The 16,407-nt window shown below is 67.3% G+C and carries 16 protein-coding genes and 1 riboswitch; of the genes, 6 read left to right on the forward strand and 10 right to left on the reverse strand.

Annotated elements, in window-relative coordinates; genetic code table 11:
- The 8 genes from MKK50_RS03830 to MKK50_RS03865 form a co-directional block, all read right to left on the reverse strand.
- Positions 1–636 carry an urea amidolyase associated protein UAAP2 gene (locus MKK50_RS03830; protein ID WP_499020500.1) on the reverse strand — a complete coding sequence of 212 codons (636 nt, stop codon included), beginning with the start codon at positions 634–636 and terminating at the stop codon, positions 1–3.
- Positions 637–648: 12 nt separating this feature from the next.
- Complete coding sequence (locus tag MKK50_RS03835) at positions 649–1,461, reverse strand: urea amidolyase associated protein UAAP1 (RefSeq protein ID WP_499020502.1); 813 nt, start codon at positions 1,459–1,461, stop codon at positions 649–651.
- A gap of 233 nt (positions 1,462–1,694) precedes the next feature.
- Positions 1,695–2,066 (reverse strand): cupin domain-containing protein, encoded by a 372-nt coding sequence (locus tag MKK50_RS03840; protein ID WP_253370367.1) that lies wholly within the window; start codon positions 2,064–2,066, stop codon positions 1,695–1,697.
- A gap of 113 nt (positions 2,067–2,179) precedes the next feature.
- The gene (glnT, locus tag MKK50_RS03845; RefSeq protein ID WP_253370365.1) at positions 2,180–3,553 is read right to left on the reverse strand and encodes a type III glutamate--ammonia ligase; all 1,374 of its coding nucleotides are present in this window, start codon (positions 3,551–3,553) and stop codon (positions 2,180–2,182) included.
- 5 nt (positions 3,554–3,558) lie between these two features.
- A complete protein-coding gene (locus tag MKK50_RS03850; RefSeq protein WP_499020505.1) occupies positions 3,559–4,359 on the reverse strand; it encodes a creatininase family protein in 801 nt (266 codons plus the stop codon).
- On the reverse strand, positions 4,356–5,291 hold the full coding sequence (locus MKK50_RS03855) for an ABC transporter ATP-binding protein (protein WP_499020506.1): 936 nt from the start codon (positions 5,289–5,291) through the stop codon (positions 4,356–4,358). The genes MKK50_RS03850 and MKK50_RS03855 overlap by 4 nt, the downstream gene beginning before the upstream one ends.
- The gene (locus MKK50_RS03860) at positions 5,288–6,349 is read right to left on the reverse strand and encodes an ABC transporter permease (RefSeq protein ID WP_499020508.1); all 1,062 of its coding nucleotides are present in this window, start codon (positions 6,347–6,349) and stop codon (positions 5,288–5,290) included. Before MKK50_RS03860 ends, MKK50_RS03855 begins: the two co-directional genes overlap by 4 nt.
- A 10-nt stretch (positions 6,350–6,359) precedes the next feature.
- Positions 6,360–7,385, reverse strand: a complete 1,026-nt coding sequence (locus tag MKK50_RS03865) for an ABC transporter substrate-binding protein (protein ID WP_499020510.1) — start codon at positions 7,383–7,385, stop codon at positions 6,360–6,362.
- A gap of 418 nt (positions 7,386–7,803) precedes the next feature.
- A riboswitch (guanidine-I (ykkC/yxkD leader) is annotated at positions 7,804–7,914 on the reverse strand.
- 546 nt (positions 7,915–8,460) lie between these two features.
- Between MKK50_RS03865 and MKK50_RS03870 the strand changes: the two genes are divergently transcribed.
- The 4 genes from MKK50_RS03870 (at position 8,461) to MKK50_RS03885 (ending at position 13,012) form a co-directional block, all read left to right on the forward strand.
- Positions 8,461–9,789 carry a quaternary amine ABC transporter ATP-binding protein gene (locus MKK50_RS03870; protein ID WP_499020511.1) on the forward strand — a complete coding sequence of 443 codons (1,329 nt, stop codon included), beginning with the start codon at positions 8,461–8,463 and terminating at the stop codon, positions 9,787–9,789.
- The gene (locus MKK50_RS03875) at positions 9,705–10,556 is read left to right on the forward strand and encodes an ABC transporter permease (RefSeq protein ID WP_253370355.1); all 852 of its coding nucleotides are present in this window, start codon (positions 9,705–9,707) and stop codon (positions 10,554–10,556) included. Before MKK50_RS03870 ends, MKK50_RS03875 begins: the two co-directional genes overlap by 85 nt.
- A gap of 187 nt (positions 10,557–10,743) precedes the next feature.
- Positions 10,744–11,580, forward strand: coding sequence for a glycine betaine ABC transporter substrate-binding protein (locus MKK50_RS03880; RefSeq protein WP_499020513.1), 837 nt, complete (start codon positions 10,744–10,746; stop codon positions 11,578–11,580).
- A gap of 82 nt (positions 11,581–11,662) precedes the next feature.
- Positions 11,663–13,012, forward strand: a complete 1,350-nt coding sequence (locus MKK50_RS03885) for a putative porin (RefSeq protein WP_499020515.1) — start codon at positions 11,663–11,665, stop codon at positions 13,010–13,012.
- Positions 13,013–13,326: 314 nt separating this feature from the next.
- On the opposite strand, the gene MKK50_RS03890 is transcribed toward MKK50_RS03885, so the two are convergent.
- Both MKK50_RS03890 and MKK50_RS03895 read right to left on the reverse strand, forming a co-directional pair.
- Positions 13,327–14,358 (reverse strand): GlxA family transcriptional regulator, encoded by a 1,032-nt coding sequence (locus MKK50_RS03890; RefSeq protein WP_253374014.1) that lies wholly within the window; start codon positions 14,356–14,358, stop codon positions 13,327–13,329.
- 260 nt (positions 14,359–14,618) lie between these two features.
- Complete coding sequence (locus tag MKK50_RS03895) at positions 14,619–14,744, reverse strand: hypothetical protein (RefSeq protein WP_499020517.1); 126 nt, start codon at positions 14,742–14,744, stop codon at positions 14,619–14,621.
- Between the two features lie 51 nt (positions 14,745–14,795).
- Here MKK50_RS03895 and MKK50_RS03900 point away from each other — a divergent pair, with 51 nt between their 5' ends.
- The gene (locus tag MKK50_RS03900; RefSeq protein ID WP_253370347.1) at positions 14,796–16,049 is read left to right on the forward strand and encodes a sarcosine oxidase subunit beta family protein; all 1,254 of its coding nucleotides are present in this window, start codon (positions 14,796–14,798) and stop codon (positions 16,047–16,049) included.
- Positions 16,050–16,074: 25 nt separating this feature from the next.
- On the forward strand, positions 16,075–16,407 hold the full coding sequence (locus tag MKK50_RS03905; protein WP_253370345.1) for a sarcosine oxidase subunit delta: 333 nt from the start codon (positions 16,075–16,077) through the stop codon (positions 16,405–16,407).

Raw genomic sequence — 16,407 nt, forward strand, 5'->3', positions numbered from 1 at the left:
TCAGCCCTCGCCGCGGACGGTCACGCGGATCGGCGTGGGGTTGAAGCCGTTGCAGGGGTTGTTGATCTGCGGGCAGTTCGAGATCACGCAGATCACGTCCATCTCGGCCCTGAGTTCGACATAGTCGCCGGGCGACGAGACGCCGTCGACGATGGCGAGCCCGCCATCCTGCTCGATCGGCACGTTCATGAAGAAGTTGATGTTCGGCACGATGTCGCGCTTCGACAGGCCGTACTTCGCGACCTCCAGCGCAAAATTCTCGCGGCAGGCGTGGAGATATTGGGTGGCGTGGCCAAACCGGACGGTGTTGCTCTCGCAGGAGCAGGCCCCGGCCGAGGTGTCGTGCCGCCCGCAGGAATCGGCGGTGACGGTGAGCATCACCCGGCCCTCGTTCGACATCACCCGCGTGCCGGTGGTGACGTAGGCCGCGCCCTGCGCGCGCACCGTATCCTGGGACGAGTAGCGCTCGCCCAGGTCGTCGGCGCGGTAGAACAGGGTGTCGACGGCCTGGCAGCCCTGGCTGTCCTCGATGCGGAGGGTCTGGCCGGCGCGCACGAGGGTGGAGAACGGCGCCTGGGCAGGCACGACTTGATCCAGAACGACTTGGTCGAAGAGCGTGGTCACGGTGTCGGTCATCGGTCGTCCCCCTCAGAAGCCGGCGGCGGCGTTGTTCTCGAAGCCGCGCACGGCCTCGATCGTGGCGGTGCGGCAGAGGTCGTCCGCCGCCGGGGGCGGGGCGCGGAAGCGGGTCACCTCCACCGGGTTCGGCGCGTAGTCGGGTGCCGGATCGAGGGGATGGGGGCAGTTCGAGAGGGTGACGATCAGGTCCATCTCGGCGCGCAGATCGACGAAGTCGCCCGCAGCGCGGCCGGCGGCGTTCCAGGCGAAGCGCCCCTCGGGCCCGACCACGACGGGAGCGAAGAACGAGACGCAAGGAGGAATGTCGCGCCGCTCCAGCCCGCTCTTGAGTGCCGCGAGCACGAGGTTGTCGCGGGTGTTGCGATGGGGAACACCGGCATAGCGCGCGGCGTTCGAGGCCGCATTGGAGCCGCCGACGAGCGCATCGTGCGCCCCGCAGGAATCCTCGATCAGAGAGAACAGCACCCGGCCCATATCGGAGAACAGCACCCGGCCCTTGGTGAGGGCGGCCGTCCACTGCACCTTCACGGTGTCGGCGTAGTTGAGCCGCTCGCTGGTGTCGGCGGCCGACCACGCCACCAGGGCGACGCTCGACGGGCCGTGGTCGAGGCCGAGCCGGAGCGCCTCGCCGGCCTTCAGGGCGGTGGTCCAGTACCAGCCGCCGGGGATGGTCTCGCGGTGGAGGATCGCGCCAGCGTCGAGCGGCACGCCGCCGCGTGGGCTCGGGCCGGGCAGGGCGCGCGGGGCGTGGCCCTGGCCTGCCCGCTTCAGCTCCTCGTAGCGGCGGCGGTTTTCCGCAATCACACTCGCTTCGTCCGACATGGTCGTGTCTCCGATGGGGCCGGGTCGTCCCGGCCGGAGAGCCCTGTCGCGGCCGGGCCGTCCCGGCAGGCCAGATGTCTTTGGGTTTCGATGCTTGCGTTCCACCCTCTCCCCTCATCCTGAGGTGCCGCGTCAGCGGCCTCGAAGGAGGGCTTCCCAAGGATCGCGCGGCTGGCTGGAGCCCTCCTTCGAGGCTTCGCTTCGCTGCGCACCTCAGGATGAGGGCGGGAGAGTCACGGGTGGTCGGGCGCGGATGGCACCTCGTAGAAGGCGAAGAGCTTCCGGGCCGGCTCGACGATCTCCCAGGTGCCGGTGAAGCCGGCGGGCGAGACGAAGGCGTCGCCGGCCCGGAAGGTGGTCTGCGTCCCGGCCTCGTCGGTCACGACGATCACCCCTTCGAGCAGGTGGCAGAACTCGCTCTCGGTGAAGACGACCCGCCACGTGCCCCGCTCCGCCGCCCAGGTGCCGGCGGTGAAGCGCCCGTCCGCGCTGGTGAAGTGAAGCGTCGCGGTCTGAACGGGATCGCCGGCCAGGATGCGCGCGGGCGCCGGCCTATAGGTCGAGGGCTCGGCGGAAGACTTCGCGAAGCTGATAACGGTCTTCATCGCAAGCTCCCTAGAGCATCGTCCCGAAAGGTGGTTTCCGGCTTTCGGAAGAAAGACGATGCAAAGGCAAAAAGTTAGAGCATCGTCCTGGATCCGATATCCAGGACGATGCTCTAGAACAGGTGGCTGTAGCGCTCGATCTCCCACGGGCTCACCGTGAGATGGTAGGCGTTCCACTCCTCGCGCTTGGTGCGGATGAACTCTTCGCGCAGGCCCGCGCCGAGTGTGGCCTCGACAAGGGGGTCGGCGGCGAAGGCATCGACCGCCTCCTGCAGGGTCTGGGGCAGAAAGGCGATGCCGCGCGCCCGGCGCTCGCCGTCGCTCAGGGCGTAGAGGTTGTCCTCGTTGGGTTGGCCGGGGTCGATCCGCTCGCGCACGCCCTCCAGCCCGGCCGCGAGCACCAGGGCGGCGGCGAGGTAGGGGTTGACCGCGCCGTCGGCGTTGCGGCTCTCGCAGCGTCCGCCGCCGGACGGCACGCGCACCGAGTTGGTGCGGTTGTTCGAGCCGTAGGAGTTGAACACCGGCGCCCAGGAGAAGCCCGCCATCGCACCCTGGCGCACGAGGCGCTTGTAGCTGTTCACCGTCGGCGCGAAGGCCGCGCAGAGCGCCCGGCCATGGCGCAGCACGCCGCCGATGAAGTGGTAGCCGGTCTCGGTGAGGCCGAGGCCCCGCGGATCCTCACCGGGCGCGCAGGCGAAGAGATTGCGGCCGGTCTTGGCGTCGGAGAGCGACATGTTGAAATGCGCGCCGTTGCCGGTGCGGTCGGCGAAGGGCTTGGGCATCATCGTGGCGATGAGCCCTTCCTCCTTCGCGTAATGCTTGGTCATCATGCGGAAGAAGGTCAGCCGGTCGCACATGGTCAGCGCGTCGGCGTACTGGAAGTCGAACTCGAACTGTCCGTTCGCATCCTCATGGTCGAACGAGTACAGGTCCCAGCCGAGATCGTTGATCGTGGTCGCGACCTTGTCGAGCCAGGAGAAGTTGTCGATGAAGCCGCGCACGTCGTAGCAGGGCTTCACCAGCTTATCGTCGGCCACCGGCGTGTGCAGCGAGCCGTCTTCGGCCTGGCGCAGCAGGAAGATCTCGCACTCGATGCCGAGGTTGAAGCCGAAGCCCATCGCCTCGGCCTGCGCCAGCACGGTCTTGAGGGCGACGCGGGTCGAGAGCGGGTAGGGCTTGCCCTGGAAGGTCAGGTCGGCCGGCGCCCAGGCGAGCTTGCTCTCCCAGGGGAGTTGGATGACCTGCGAGAAATCCGGGACCGAGGCGAGTTCGTCCTCGTTCGGCGCTTGGCCGAGGCCATCGAGGGCGTAGCCGGTATAGCGCTCGGAGCCCGCCGCCATCTGCGGCAGGTGGTCGATCGGCACCACCTTGGCCTTCTGCGCACCGTGGATGTCGACATAGGCGCCGATGACGTATTTCACGCCCTTGCCCCGCAGATCCTCCTGCACGGCGCGGATCTGAGGATCGACCTCGTTCGCGTGGCCCATGGGTGTCAGGCTCCTTCGGTGACGACGGCCGGGCCGTCGTAGGAATGGGGGAGGGGCGGGGTCTCGGCGAGCCCGCGCCGGACGAGGGCGGTCAGGTCCTCGACCATCCAGGCGAACAGTTCGGCGCCCTCCGCCGCACTCGCCTGCGAGGGGGAGCCGGTGACGCCGTTTCGGCTGGTGCGGTTGACCGGATGGGCGAAGACGAGACCTTGGGTGCGGTCCGCGTCGTCGGCTTCCGCAATGCGGTTCTCGCGTACCAGGGCCGGGGCCACGGCCTGCATCAGCGCAGTCTCGGCGCGGTTGGCGTGCCAGTCCTCGGCGTCGAGGAAGTGGGCCGCGCGCACCCGCTCGCTGACGGTGGCGGTGTTGACCAGCGCCACCATCAGGTCGTCGTGGGCCGCCCGCAGCAGTTCCAGAGCGCATCGTAGCGGCGCGGCGTTGGTGACGTGGGCGTTGACGAGGAACAGGCGGCGCACGCCCGAGTGATAGGCCTGGGCCCCGATCTGCCGGATGATCTCGGTCATCACCACAGGGTCGAGAGCGATGGTGCCGGGCCAGCGCCGGGAATGCCCGAGCGAGCAGCCATAGGGCAGGGCCGGCAGCATGGGCACGCGGGTGCGCGCCGAAACCTCGCGGCAGACGGCATCCGCCAGCACGAAATCCATGCCGCAGCCGAGATGCGGCCCGTGCTGCTCGGTGGCACCGATGGGCAGGAGCGCGGCCCCCGCGGCGCCCGCGAGGTCACCGGGGATCTCCTCCCAGGTGCGGTCGGACCAGAGCAAGGGGAGATTGGGGAGGGCGCTCATTCGACCTCGTCCCCCACACTCGCCATCCGGGTGACCATGTCGAGGCCAGCCAGATCGGCCGGGCCGTCGACCTCCGCCTCACTGGGATGGATCAGCGCGTCGAGCCGGGCGCGGGTGGCGCGGAATTCCGGCGTCAGGCTCTGGCCGGGATGGCGCGGCCTCGGCACCGGCACCTCGATCAGTTCCTCGACCTCGCCGGGATGGGCCTTCAGGACGAGGATGCGGTCGGCGAGATGCACCGCCTCGTCGAGATCGTGGGTGATGAAGACGATGGTGATGTCGATCTTGCGCCAGATCTCGATGAGGTAGGCCTGCATCCGGGCCCGCGACTGGGTGTCGAGCGCCGAGAACGGCTCGTCCATCAGCAGGATGCGCGGGCGCATGGCGAGCGCACGGGCAATGGCCACGCGCTGCTTCATGCCGCCGGAGAGCTGGTGCGGGTAGGCGTCGGCGAAGCGCTCCAGCCCGATCAGCGCCAGCCATTGCGCCGCCTCGCGCTCGGCGACGTGACGCGATTCACCATTCTCTTCGAGCCCGAAGGCGACGTTGCGCTTGACCGTGAGCCAGGGGAACAGGGTGTAGCCCTGGAACACCATGCCCCGGTCGGCGCCGGGACCGGCGACCGGACGGCCCTCGACGCTCACACTGCCCGAACTCTTGGTCTCGAGTCCGGCGAGAATGCGCACGAAGGTGGACTTGCCGCAGCCCGACGGCCCGACCACGCAGAGGAACTCGCGGCGGTGGGTGACGAGGTCGATGCCGCGGAGCGCCACGGTCTCGGCGCCGTCCGCGTTGCGAAACACCTTGCCGAGGCCCTCGACCCGCAGGGCGACGTCACGGGCCTTCAGACGGTCGAAGCGGGCGCGGACGGGCTCGCACTGGGTGCGGTAGTCGCAGGGCTCCGCGGTCAGCGGGATGGGCGCGCGGCTCATGCCTCGGCCCTCGCATAGGGGAACAGGCGGCGGCCGATCAGCGCCAGGGCGATGTCGGTGGCGATGCCGATGAGGCCGATCACGAGGATCGCCGCGTAGACGTTGTCGAAGTGCTGGTAGCGGGCCTGCTGCGTGATGAAGAAGGTGATGCCGGACGAGGTGCCGATCAGCTCGGCGACGATGAGGTAGGTCCAGGCCCAGCCGAGGAGGATGCGCTGATCGCGGTAGATCTGCGGCAGCACCGCCGGCACGATCACCCGGCGGATCAGGCGAAGGTTGCGCGAACCCATGGTGAGCGCCGCCTCGATCAGCAGCGGATCGACCCGGCGCGTGGTGTTGGCGATGACGAGCACCTGCTGGAAGAAGGTGCCGATGACGATGATGGCGATCTTCGGCCCGTCGTAGATCCCGAGGATCGCGACCATCAGCGCGCCGAAGGCGGGGGCGGGCAGGTAGCGCACGAACTCGATCACGGGCTCGGTCAGCCGGGCGATCGTCGGTTGCGCTCCGCACAGGATGCCCAGCGGCACGCCGACCAGGGAGGAGAGGGTAAAACCCCAAAAAATGATCTGGATCGAGTGCCACAGGCTCGCGGGCAGCCAGATCGCGTCGCGCTGGGGCGGCGGTGCGGTCAGCGCGGTCCAGAAGGCGACGGCCACCTGATGCGGCGCCGGCAGGTAGACCGGGTTGGCGGGCCGGCCCTCGGGCATGGCCGTGCCGCCCCCTCGGGCCGCCGCGACTTCCTCGGAAAAGGCCGCCCGCGGCACCCGCATGCCGGACTCCATCCAGGTGACGTCGCCGGGATTCGTGACCTCGACCAGCGGGTGCCAGAGGAAGGGCAGGTAGGAGACCGCGGCCCACAAGCCGAGCGGCAGCAGGAAGGAGAGCAGGGTGAGCGCAGCGCGCCGACGCGAGGTCAGCGGGCGCGGCGCGCCGACCCAGGAGAGCCGCGCCCGCCCGACGACCGGGGCGGCGCCCGCCACCGGCGGGAGCGGGGCAACCGCGACCGCCGGAACGGCGCCCCTTTCGGGATGGGGCTGAGGCAGCGGCGCGCGCATCCTCACCCCCTCACTTGCCGTCGGTGAGGGCGGGATCGATGGCGGCCTTCACGTCCTGCGGGGTCTTGTAGACCTCGAACTTGACGTTGAAGGCATCGGCGTGCCGGCTCGAGCCGTAGAGCGAGCCGAACCCGTCGGCATCCTTCATCACCGCGCGGCCCTCGGTAAGCGTGAGAAGCTTCGTGCCCTTGAGGAAGCGGGTGAAGACGGCCGGCTCCACGCCGACCTTGGCCGCCATGATGGCGACGGCGTCGCCTTGGGTCTTCGGGTCCGTGATGTAGCCGACGACCCGGTCCCACAGGCCGACGAGCTTGATCCACTCGGCCCGCCGCGAAGCGAGGCTCGCGGGCGTCACCGTCACCACGTCGTAGATCAGGCCGGGCCGGTCGGCGGAGCTGTAGAGCGGGCGGGCCCCGGCGGCGCCCCGCATCGCCTGGCCGGCGATCGGCTGCCACGCGCCGATGGCCACGACGTCGCCGGAGGCGAGGATCTGCGGCGTCTCGTTGGTCTTGGCGTTGACGAGGGTGACGTCGCCCTCCTTGATCCCGGCCTTCTGCAGGCCGTCGATCAGGAGGAGATGTTCGACGAGGCCGACTTCGAGCCCGACCTTCTTGCCCTTGAGGTCCGCCAGCGACTTCACCCCCGGCTTGCCGACGATGATGTCGTTGCCGTTCGAGTAGTCGGTGAGCAGGATCATGACGTTCCGGGCGCCGTTGCCGCTCATCACGAGGGCGTCGCCGTTGGTGCAGGTCACCGCGTCGAGCTTGCCCGCCGAGAACGCGTCCATCGAGGCGGAGTAATCGAACCACTCGAACTTCGCGTCGATGCCGGCCTCTTTGAGCCAGCCCTTCTCGATGGCGACCTGCCACGCCACCCAGCCCGGCCAGTCGCTGTAGCCGATGCGCAGCGGCTCGGCGGCCTGCGCCATCGGCGCGGCGAGGAGGCCGACGGCAAGCGTGAGGGCGGACAGGCTTCGACGGACGCCCGTGAGACCATCGGTGATCAGACGGGGATTGATCAGACTCGGGATGCGCATGTCTCGTCTCCTGGGATGGTCGAATGGCCGGACACAGCGTGCGCTGTTCGGTTCGGCTGTCGGGCGCCCAAGGATTTCGAGCGCGCGGAGAGGCGGCGGCAGGCGGAAGAGCCCATCGTCGAGGACCCGGAGCAGGAGCGCCGGGCCAGGGAACCAGTAAGGGAACCGGGAAGAGGGCGCGGGTCGCGAAGACCGCCGGCGCGCCACCTACGGGATGACGCTGGGGAAGCCTTCGCCGAGCGCGGCCGAGGCAGGCCGAAGGCCGGAGCCGGTCGGCGGCGCGGGTCGGACGGCACGCAGGCGTGCATCGGCCGAAAGCGTCGAAAAGGTTGTCTTGGAGGCTCTGCCGGGCATACGTCCCTTCCAGTATAGAAAGAGATTGTACAAGACCTTCCCTTGCCAATCTCTGGCCAGTGAGGTCTCCCGGGCTTTTATCCCGCCGTGCCTCCGGGCGGATGTCTCCCGCCGCGGCAACCGCTCTCGGACCGAACACATCTAAAGAGATGCTGGAACCCTAGCGATCAACTCGACGATCTTTCTAGGCCCAGCGTTTTTCTTGGTCAAGCGAAGAGCAATCTGGGGCTGCGCAAGTTTTTATCTTTCGTGCTTACGTTTTGAGCGCGCTGCAGCCGGAATTCGCATTCGGCGCCAGCGGGCGGCGCGGTCTTCGACGTCCCGCGCCCACGCCCGGCACAACGGCGGGACGATGCTCCAGGCCTTTGCCGCTGTGGCGTCTTTTACCAAGGGCCCACGACAGCTTTCGAGACGCGGCCCTCGACACGGAGCATGACGCTGCCCGGGCCGCGTATCGGCCAGCCGAGACCGACAGGCTTCATGCCCAGGCCTTGTACATATCTTGCAAATTTTTTGAACACATCTGCCCGGAATCGCGGCATGGGCCAACACAGGTTCGGCGCTGAAGCGCTAAAATTCCAGAACGTCGTCCGATGCCAATAAAGCGTCGCAATACGACAAGCCCCCTAGTAAGTCGGAGAATAGTCTTACATTGTCCTAAATAAATTTGTCAAAAAATTCCGCCGCAAGCAACACCGACTTATATCGAAAGGTTTATCCCATGGGCCGGATCAATCTTGAGGGTATCAGCAAGATATTCGGCTCGAACTCCTCCAAGGCGCTCGATCTGATCGCCCAGGGGAAAAGCAAGAGCGACATCGCCGCCGCCTGCGGCGCGGTGGTCGGGTTGCGCGACATCTCGTTCGATATCGAAGAGGGCGAGATCCTCGTCCTGATGGGCCTGTCCGGCTCCGGCAAGTCGACGCTCCTGCGGTGCATGAACCGCCTCGTGGAGCCGTCCTGCGGCCGGATCGCCGTGGACGGGGTGGACGTGACCCGGCTCGGCCGCAAGGAATTGCTCGCCTTCCGCCAGAAGACCTTCGGCATGGTCTTCCAGCACTTCGCGCTGCTGCCCAACCGCACCATCCTCGGAAATGTCGGGTTCGGCCTCGAGATCAAGCAGGTCTCGGCCAAGGAGCGGATCGAGCGGTCGATGCAGGCCATCGAACTCGTCGGTCTGAAGGGCTGGGAGACGAAGTATCCCAACGAATTGTCGGGCGGCATGCAGCAGCGGGCGGGCCTCGCGCGGGCGCTCGCGGCGGATGCCGACATCCTGCTCATGGACGAAGCCTTCAGCGCGCTCGACCCCTTGATCCGCCGCGACATGCAGGCGGAGCTGCGCGACCTCCAACGCAAGCTCAAGAAGACCATCGTCTTCGTCTCGCACGACCTCGACGAGGCCATCGCGCTCGGCGGCCGCATCGTCCTGATGAAGGACGGCGAAGTGGTGCAGATCGGCCAGCCCGAGGACATCGTGGCCCGCCCCGCGACCGAGTATGTCGAGCGCTTCGTCGAGCACATCGATCTGGCCGCCGTGCTGCGCGCCGATCAGGTCGCGGATCGCTCCGCCCCCGTGCTCGCCCCCACGCAGACGGTGGCCGAGGCGCGGACCGCGCTCGGCGGAGCAGGGGGCGGGGCGAGCCGCGGCGTTTGGCTCGTCGCCGACGGGGACGGGCGCCTGGTCGGCCGCATCTTCGCCGAGCGGCTCGCCTCCGCCCGGCCGGCCGAGACCATCTCCAGCCTGCTCGATCTCGGGCAGTCCGTCGTCGAGGCGGAAAGCCGGCTGGACACCATTCTCGCGACCGTCGCCGCCGAGGAAGCGGTCGCCGTCGTGGGCCGGAACGGACGCCTGATCGGCGCCATCACGAGCCGCGACGTCGTGCAGGCGCTCGCCGCGCGGCCAGGCACGCACGATCAGCCGCATGCCGGTGCCCAGATCCTCTCAAAGCCGTCAGGAGCCCCGACATGGAGTGGAACGTCCCCAAATTCCCCCTCGACACGCTCAGCGACAACGGCCTCGACTGGCTCACCGAGCATGGCAGTTGGCTGACCCGAGCCGTCAGCCGCACCGTCTCCGACTGGATCGAAACGCTGACCACCGCCCTCGTCGCGATCCCGCCGTGGCTCTGCATCGCGGTCGCGGCCTTCGCGGCGTACCGGGTCGGGGGCCGCAAGATCGGGCTCCTGACCCTCGTCGGCCTGCTGTTCCTGTGGAACCTGCGGCTCTGGCAGGCGACGGTCGAGACCTTGGTCCTCGTCACCATCGCCACCGCTGCGGCCCTGGTGATCGGCGTTCCCGTGGGGATCTGGTTCGCGCTCAGCCGGCGGGCCTGGCGGACCTTCTCGCCGATCCTCGACATGATGCAGACGCTGCCGAGTTTCGTCTATCTGATCCCGGCGCTCCCCTTCTTCGGCCTCGGCGCGGTCTCGGCCTGCTTCGCGACGATCGTCTTCTCGGTGCCCCCGGTGATCCGGCTGACGGCGCTCGGCATCCGCAACGTGCCGGGCGAACTCGTCGAGGCCTCCGACGCCTTCGGCAGTTCGGCGACCCAGAAGCTGTTCAAGGTGCAGTTGCCGCTGGCACTCCCGACCATCATGGCCGGCGTCAACCAGACCATGATGCTGGCCCTCTCCATGGTCGTGATCGCGGCGATGATCGGTGCCGGCGGATTGGGCCGCGCGGTCTGGCAGTCGATCCAGCGGCTCGAGGCGGGCGCCGGCTTCGAGGCGGGCATCGGCATCGTGATCGTGGCGGTGATCCTCGACCGCGTGACGCAGGCCCTCGCCGCCCGGGCTCGTCCGCACGGTGTGGCCTGAAGGCTACATCTTCGACCAGAGAAGCAACTTCTCCTTGCTTTTTCCAACCAACCAAATAACATAGATCATCATTTAAGTATTTCCTCTGATGAGCCTCAGCCTCCCCCGCGCGAGGCAGGCTTCAGAAGAAATCAGACCTCAGATCCAGATCGGCACGATCCTCAACCCCCTCTGAAAGGTTCAATCCATGCGTGCACCGATACTTGGTGTGATCGCCTGCCTCGCGCTGGCCCAGACGCCGGCCGAGGCGGCGGGCAAGCAGGTTCGGCTCGCCTACGTGGAATGGGCCGACGCCGTGGTCGCCACCAACATCCTCAAGCTCGCCCTTGAGGAAAAAGGCTACCAAGTGAAGACGATCCCGCTCGCGGCGGCGGCCATGTGGCAATCCGTTGCGACCGGTGACGCGGATGCGAGCGTCGCGGCTTGGCTCCCCGTCACACAGGGCGCCTATTACGAAAAACTCAAGAACCGCATCGACCTGATCGGCCCGAACGTCACGGGGGCCAAGATCGGCTGGGCGGTGCCCGCCACATCGTCCCTCAACTCGATCGAGGATCTGGCGACCAAGGCCTCCAAAGTCGATGGCAAGGTGATCGGCATCGATCCCGGCGCCGGCGTGATGAAGAGCTCCGAGGCGGCCATCAAGGCGTACGGCCTCAAAGTCAAGCTGCTCGACGGCAGCGACGCCACGATGACCAGCGCGCTGAAGGATGCGGTGCGGCAGAAGAAGGACGTGGTCGTCACGGCCTGGACCCCGCACTGGATGTTCGCCCGCTACGACCTGAAATACCTCGCCGATCCCAAGAAAAGCTTCGGTGAGGCGGAGAGCGTGAACACGCTGGCCCGCAAGGGGCTGAAAGAGGACATGCCCGAGGTCTACGCGATCCTCCAGAAGTTCAAGCTCACCATCAAGGACGAAGAAGCCGTGATGGCGGAGAACGAGGAAAAGGGCGCCAAGCCCGAGGCGACCGCCGCGAAGTGGATCGCGGCGAATCGCGCGACGGTCGATGGCTGGCTGAAGTGATCGTCCCGTCCAAGACTTAAGAAAAACGACGGGAAACAGCTCGGAAGGCGATCTGGGTCTTCATTCGAGGGGGTTGGGGGATATGACGGCGAACGGTTTGGCGGCGGCCCTCGTGGCATGCGCCGCAGGTTTCATGCTGTGCCCATCGACGGCCGCGGCGCAGTCGCAGGGCCCGGTCGAGGTCAATGCCGAGCCCAGTCAGGCCAACAGCGAGCAGCCGGTTGCCGTCGCCGATCCGCGCTTCAGCCCCGAATCCCGCAGCAACTTCGATCTGGGGCCGCCGAAGGGCAAGACCGACTCGGGCACCTTCACCTTCGGCGGCGCCATCCGCGCCCGCTACGACTGGCGCTTCGACGATGCCAGCCGTGGCGGTGTCCGCAAGGCGCGGGAGAATTTCGACTTCGATACCCTCGCGCTCAAGGCCACCTACGATTCCGACACGATCTTCGGCTCGGCGCAGTACCGGTTCTACGGCGGCAGCTCGATCTACGGCCCCCGCAGCGGCTATCAAGGCTATCCGGGCGAGGTGAGCTTCCCGATGTGGGCCTATGTCGGCTACAAGTTCACGCCGGAAGACAGCCTTACCGCCGGCATCAACCAGGCTCCCTTCGGCCTGACCCCGTATTTCGGGACGAGCTTCCTCGAAACCCTCGGCTTCACCATGGGCCTGGAGGAAGTGTACAATCTCGGCGTCAAATTCTCTCACGTCGAGCCGGACTTCAACTATCAGGTCGGGTTCTATCCGGGTTCCTCGCCCAACGCCTTCGGCCTGAGCCCGGACAGCGCGCGCTACTCCACCGCGATCGTCCGGGCCGACCCCTACGTCACGTTCGGAACCAACAACGCCGAACAGAACATGTTCATCGGCCGGGCGGAGTACTTCGTCCTCAAGAACGACACCGCCTCGCTCGCCTTCGGCGCCTCGATCTGGCACTCGGACATCTACAATTTCGACACGCGCCAGACCGGCACCAAGCAGCTCGAAGGCCTGCACGCCCTCGGCACCTACGGCCCCTGGGGCTTCAAGGCGATCTACGTCCGCCAGGACATCGACCCGCGCAACCCCTTCCGCAACGACCTCGTCACGGTCGGCGGCTTCGACTTCTCGTACAACCTCGCCGCGCGCGGCAACTTCGTTTCGGCGGAGGTGACCTACAAGGTGCCCGATCCGATCGGCCCGTTCACCGTCGTGCCCTTCGCCGGCTTCAGCGCCTTCTACAAGGACAAGGCGAATTTCCAGGCCAGCGAGCGCTTCACGCTCGGCGGAGCCTGGACCCTGACGGCCGACCCGAACCTGATCATCTACACCGAGGCCGCCATCGGCCGGAACGATCCCTATGTCGGCGTCGGAGAGTTCAACAACGGCCTCGCCCAGGGCGGCGAGAACCGCTTCAAGTCGCGGTTCATCATGAATATCGGCTACTATTTCTAGAATCGATGGTTTCGTGAGCGGCGCGCCGGCTTCCTGGGAAGCCGGCGTTTTCTTTTTCAGGCTCGCCGGGCCCGCCAAGGTCCGATCGCGACGAAATCTGCATCGGCACACAGCCACGAAAGCAGAGCGGGGCGCCGGATCATCCGGCGCCCCGCTCAAGCATTCATCAGAGTGATGGGAGACTGGTCATTTCTGAACGGCCGGCCGCCACGGCTAGAGCATCGTCCCGAAAGGTGCCGCCGGCTTTCAGAAAAAGATGATGCAAGGACAGAAGCTTAGAGCATTGTCCTGGATCCGAGATCCAGGACAATGCTCTAGGCGCGCAGGCCGCCTTGCGCCTGCACCAGCTTGCGCTCCGCGCTCGGCGGCTGGCCGAAGCAGTCGAGATAGGCCTTCGAGAAGTGCGAGGCCGAGGTGAAGCCGCACTCGAACGCCACCGAAAGCAGCGGCATCGCCGTCTGGCGGATCAGGTTGCGGGCGTGTTCCAGGCGGATGCGCAGGTAGTGCTTGGCGGGTGAGCGGCCGAGATACTTCAGGAACAGCCGTTCGAGCTGGCGGGTCGAGAGTTGCACCGCGTCGGCGAGTTCCTGGCTGCCGAGCGGCTCGGCGAGCGAGGTTTCCATCAGCCCCACCACCCGCAGCAGCTTGGGATGCGACACTCCGAGGCGCATGCGCAGGTCCATCCGCTGGCGCTCGCCGGATTCGCGGATGCGGTGGTGGATGAGCTGGTCGGCGACCTCCGAGGCCACGCTCGGGCCATGGTCGCGCACGATCAGCGACAGCATCATGTCGGCCGCCGCGGTGCCGCCCGCGCAGGTGAAGCGGTTGCGGTCGATCTCGAACAGGTCCGAGCCGATCTCCAGCCCGTCATGCTCCGAGACGAGGCCCGGCAGGTTCTCCCAATGGATCGTCGCCCGGTATCCGTCGAGGAGGCCGGCCTTGGCCAGCACATAGGTGCCCGTGCACACCGCACCGATCGCCGCCCCGCGGGCGCTGCACCGGCGCAGGGCCGAATGGAGGGCGCGGTGATCCGGGTGCTGGATGTCGATGCCGCCGCACACGACCAGCATGTCGAAGTCCTGCGCCTCGCAGAAGCGGCCCGCGACCTTGACCTCGATCCCGTTCGAGGCGGTGCACTTGGTGCCGTCTTCCGACCACAGCGAGAAACGGTAGAGATCGCGGCCGACCGCGCGGTTGGCGAGCCGCAGGGGCTCGATCGCCGAGGAGAAGGCAATCATCGAGAAGCGATCGACCAGCATGAAACCGACGGAGATGGCTCTCCCGGTAACGGCCTCGCTCGCCGCAACTACACTTGCCGGGCATGTCGCCCCGGCCGCAATCGTCATTTCCATCCCGACCACCGTTTGTCGGCCTGTGCCGCGGCTTGGTGGGCAATTCACGTGCCGCGCCGATGCTTGCGCCGACGCAGGAGCGATTCGGGGTCGCTCCGGTTGTATTCGGCACGGTCGATCGGACACGGCACGTCCGCCGAGGCGGCGCCCACAGTGGAACTTAATCTCCGATCGACCGCCGAACGCAATAGAATAATTCTTGTTCGCTCCTTGGCTCACGGCCGCGTGATCGGACAAGCCGTCCGGTTTGTCAGTCAAACGGCGGCGCGAAACAGGCGGCCGAACAGGGCCGGTTGCTGCCGCGCGGCGGCATTTCGGCGGGACATGCCGGGAAATCGATCGAAGTCGGGAATCCCAAACTCGCGGTCGCCGTCGATCAAGCCCCGCCGCGGCGCGCGGACCATGATCCGTCAACACCGCGAGGTCGACCGATGCGCCGCTTCTCCCTCACGTCGCTACTCTCCGAATCCATGCGGGGCCACACGGGCTGGGGCCGCCAATGGCGCGCCCCCGAGCCCAAGCCGGCTTACGACGTCGTCATCGTCGGCGGCGGCGGACACGGCCTGGCGACGGCCTATTATCTCGCGAGCCAGCACGGCATCACCAACGTGGCGGTGCTGGAGAAGGGCTGGATCGGCGGCGGCAACACCGGCCGCAACACCACGATCATCCGCTCCAACTATCTCTACGACGAGAGCGCGGCGATGTACGAGCACGCGCTCAAGCTCTGGGAGGGGCTCTCCCAGGAGCTGAACTACAACATCATGTTCTCCCAGCGCGGCGTGCTGATGCTCGCGCACAACATCCATGACGTTCAAAGCTTCAAGCGCCACGTCTATTCCAACCGCCTCAACGGCATCGACAACGAGTGGCTCTCGAAGGAAGAGTGCAAGGAATTCTGCCCGCCGCTCGATATCTCGGGCTCCTTGCGCTACCCCGTGCTCGGCGGCGCGCTCCAGCGCCGGGCCGGCACCGCCCGCCACGACGCGGTGGCCTGGGGCTATGCCCGCGGCGCCGATGATCGCGGCGTCGACATCATCCAGAACTGCGAAGTCACCGGCATCCGCCGCGACGCCTCCGGTGCGGCGGTGGGCGTCGAGACGACCCGCGGCTTCATCGGCGCCGGCCGGATCGGCGTGGTCGCCGCCGGCCACACCTCGACCCTGATGTCGATGGCCGGCGTGTCGATGCCGCTGGAGAGCTACCCGCTCCAGGCGCTGGTCTCCGAGCCGGTCAAGCCATGCTTCCCCTGCGTGGTGATGTCGAACGCGGTCCACGCCTACCTGTCGCAATCCGACAAGGGCGAGTTGGTGATCGGTGCGGGCACCGACCAGTACACCTCCTACAGCCAGCAGGGCGGCCTCCACATCACCACCCACACGCTCGACGCGATCTGCGAGCTGTTCCCGCAATTCACCCGGATGCGGATGCTGCGCTCCTGGGGCGGCATCGTCGACGTGACGCCGGACCGTTCGCCGATCATCGGCAAGACCCCGGTTGAGAACCTGTTCGTCAATTGCGGCTGGGGCACCGGCGGCTTCAAGGCGACCCCGGGCTCGGGCCACGTCTTCGCCCACACGCTCGCGACCGGCGCCCCGCACAAGATCAACGCGCCCTTCACCCTCGACCGGTTCCGCACCGGGCGCCTCATCGACGAAGCCGCCGCCGCGGCCGTCGCGCACTGATCCGCATCCGTCGGGAGTCCGAACCATGCTGCTGATCGCCTGTCCCCATTGCGGCCAACGGCCCGAGACCGAGTTCCGGTGCGGCGGCCAAGCCCATATCGCCCGCCCGGCCGACCCGATGAGCGTCGATGACGGCGGCTGGAGCGAGCACCTGTTCGTGCGCGCCAATCCCAAGGGCGTGCATGCCGAGCGCTGGTGCCACGTCCACGGCTGCGGGCGCTGGTTCAATGCCCTGCGCGACACGATCAGCGACCGCTTCATCGAGACCTACCCGATCGGGGAGCAGTCGAAATCCGGCGTGAAGCCCGGAACGATTCTCGGACCCAATCCGGCCACCCAGAGCGAGACGAGGGCGTGA

Source organism: Methylobacterium sp. J-043 (assembly GCF_022829505.1).
In the GTDB taxonomy this organism is placed as follows: Bacteria; Pseudomonadota; Alphaproteobacteria; order Rhizobiales; family Beijerinckiaceae; genus Methylobacterium; species Methylobacterium extorquens_A.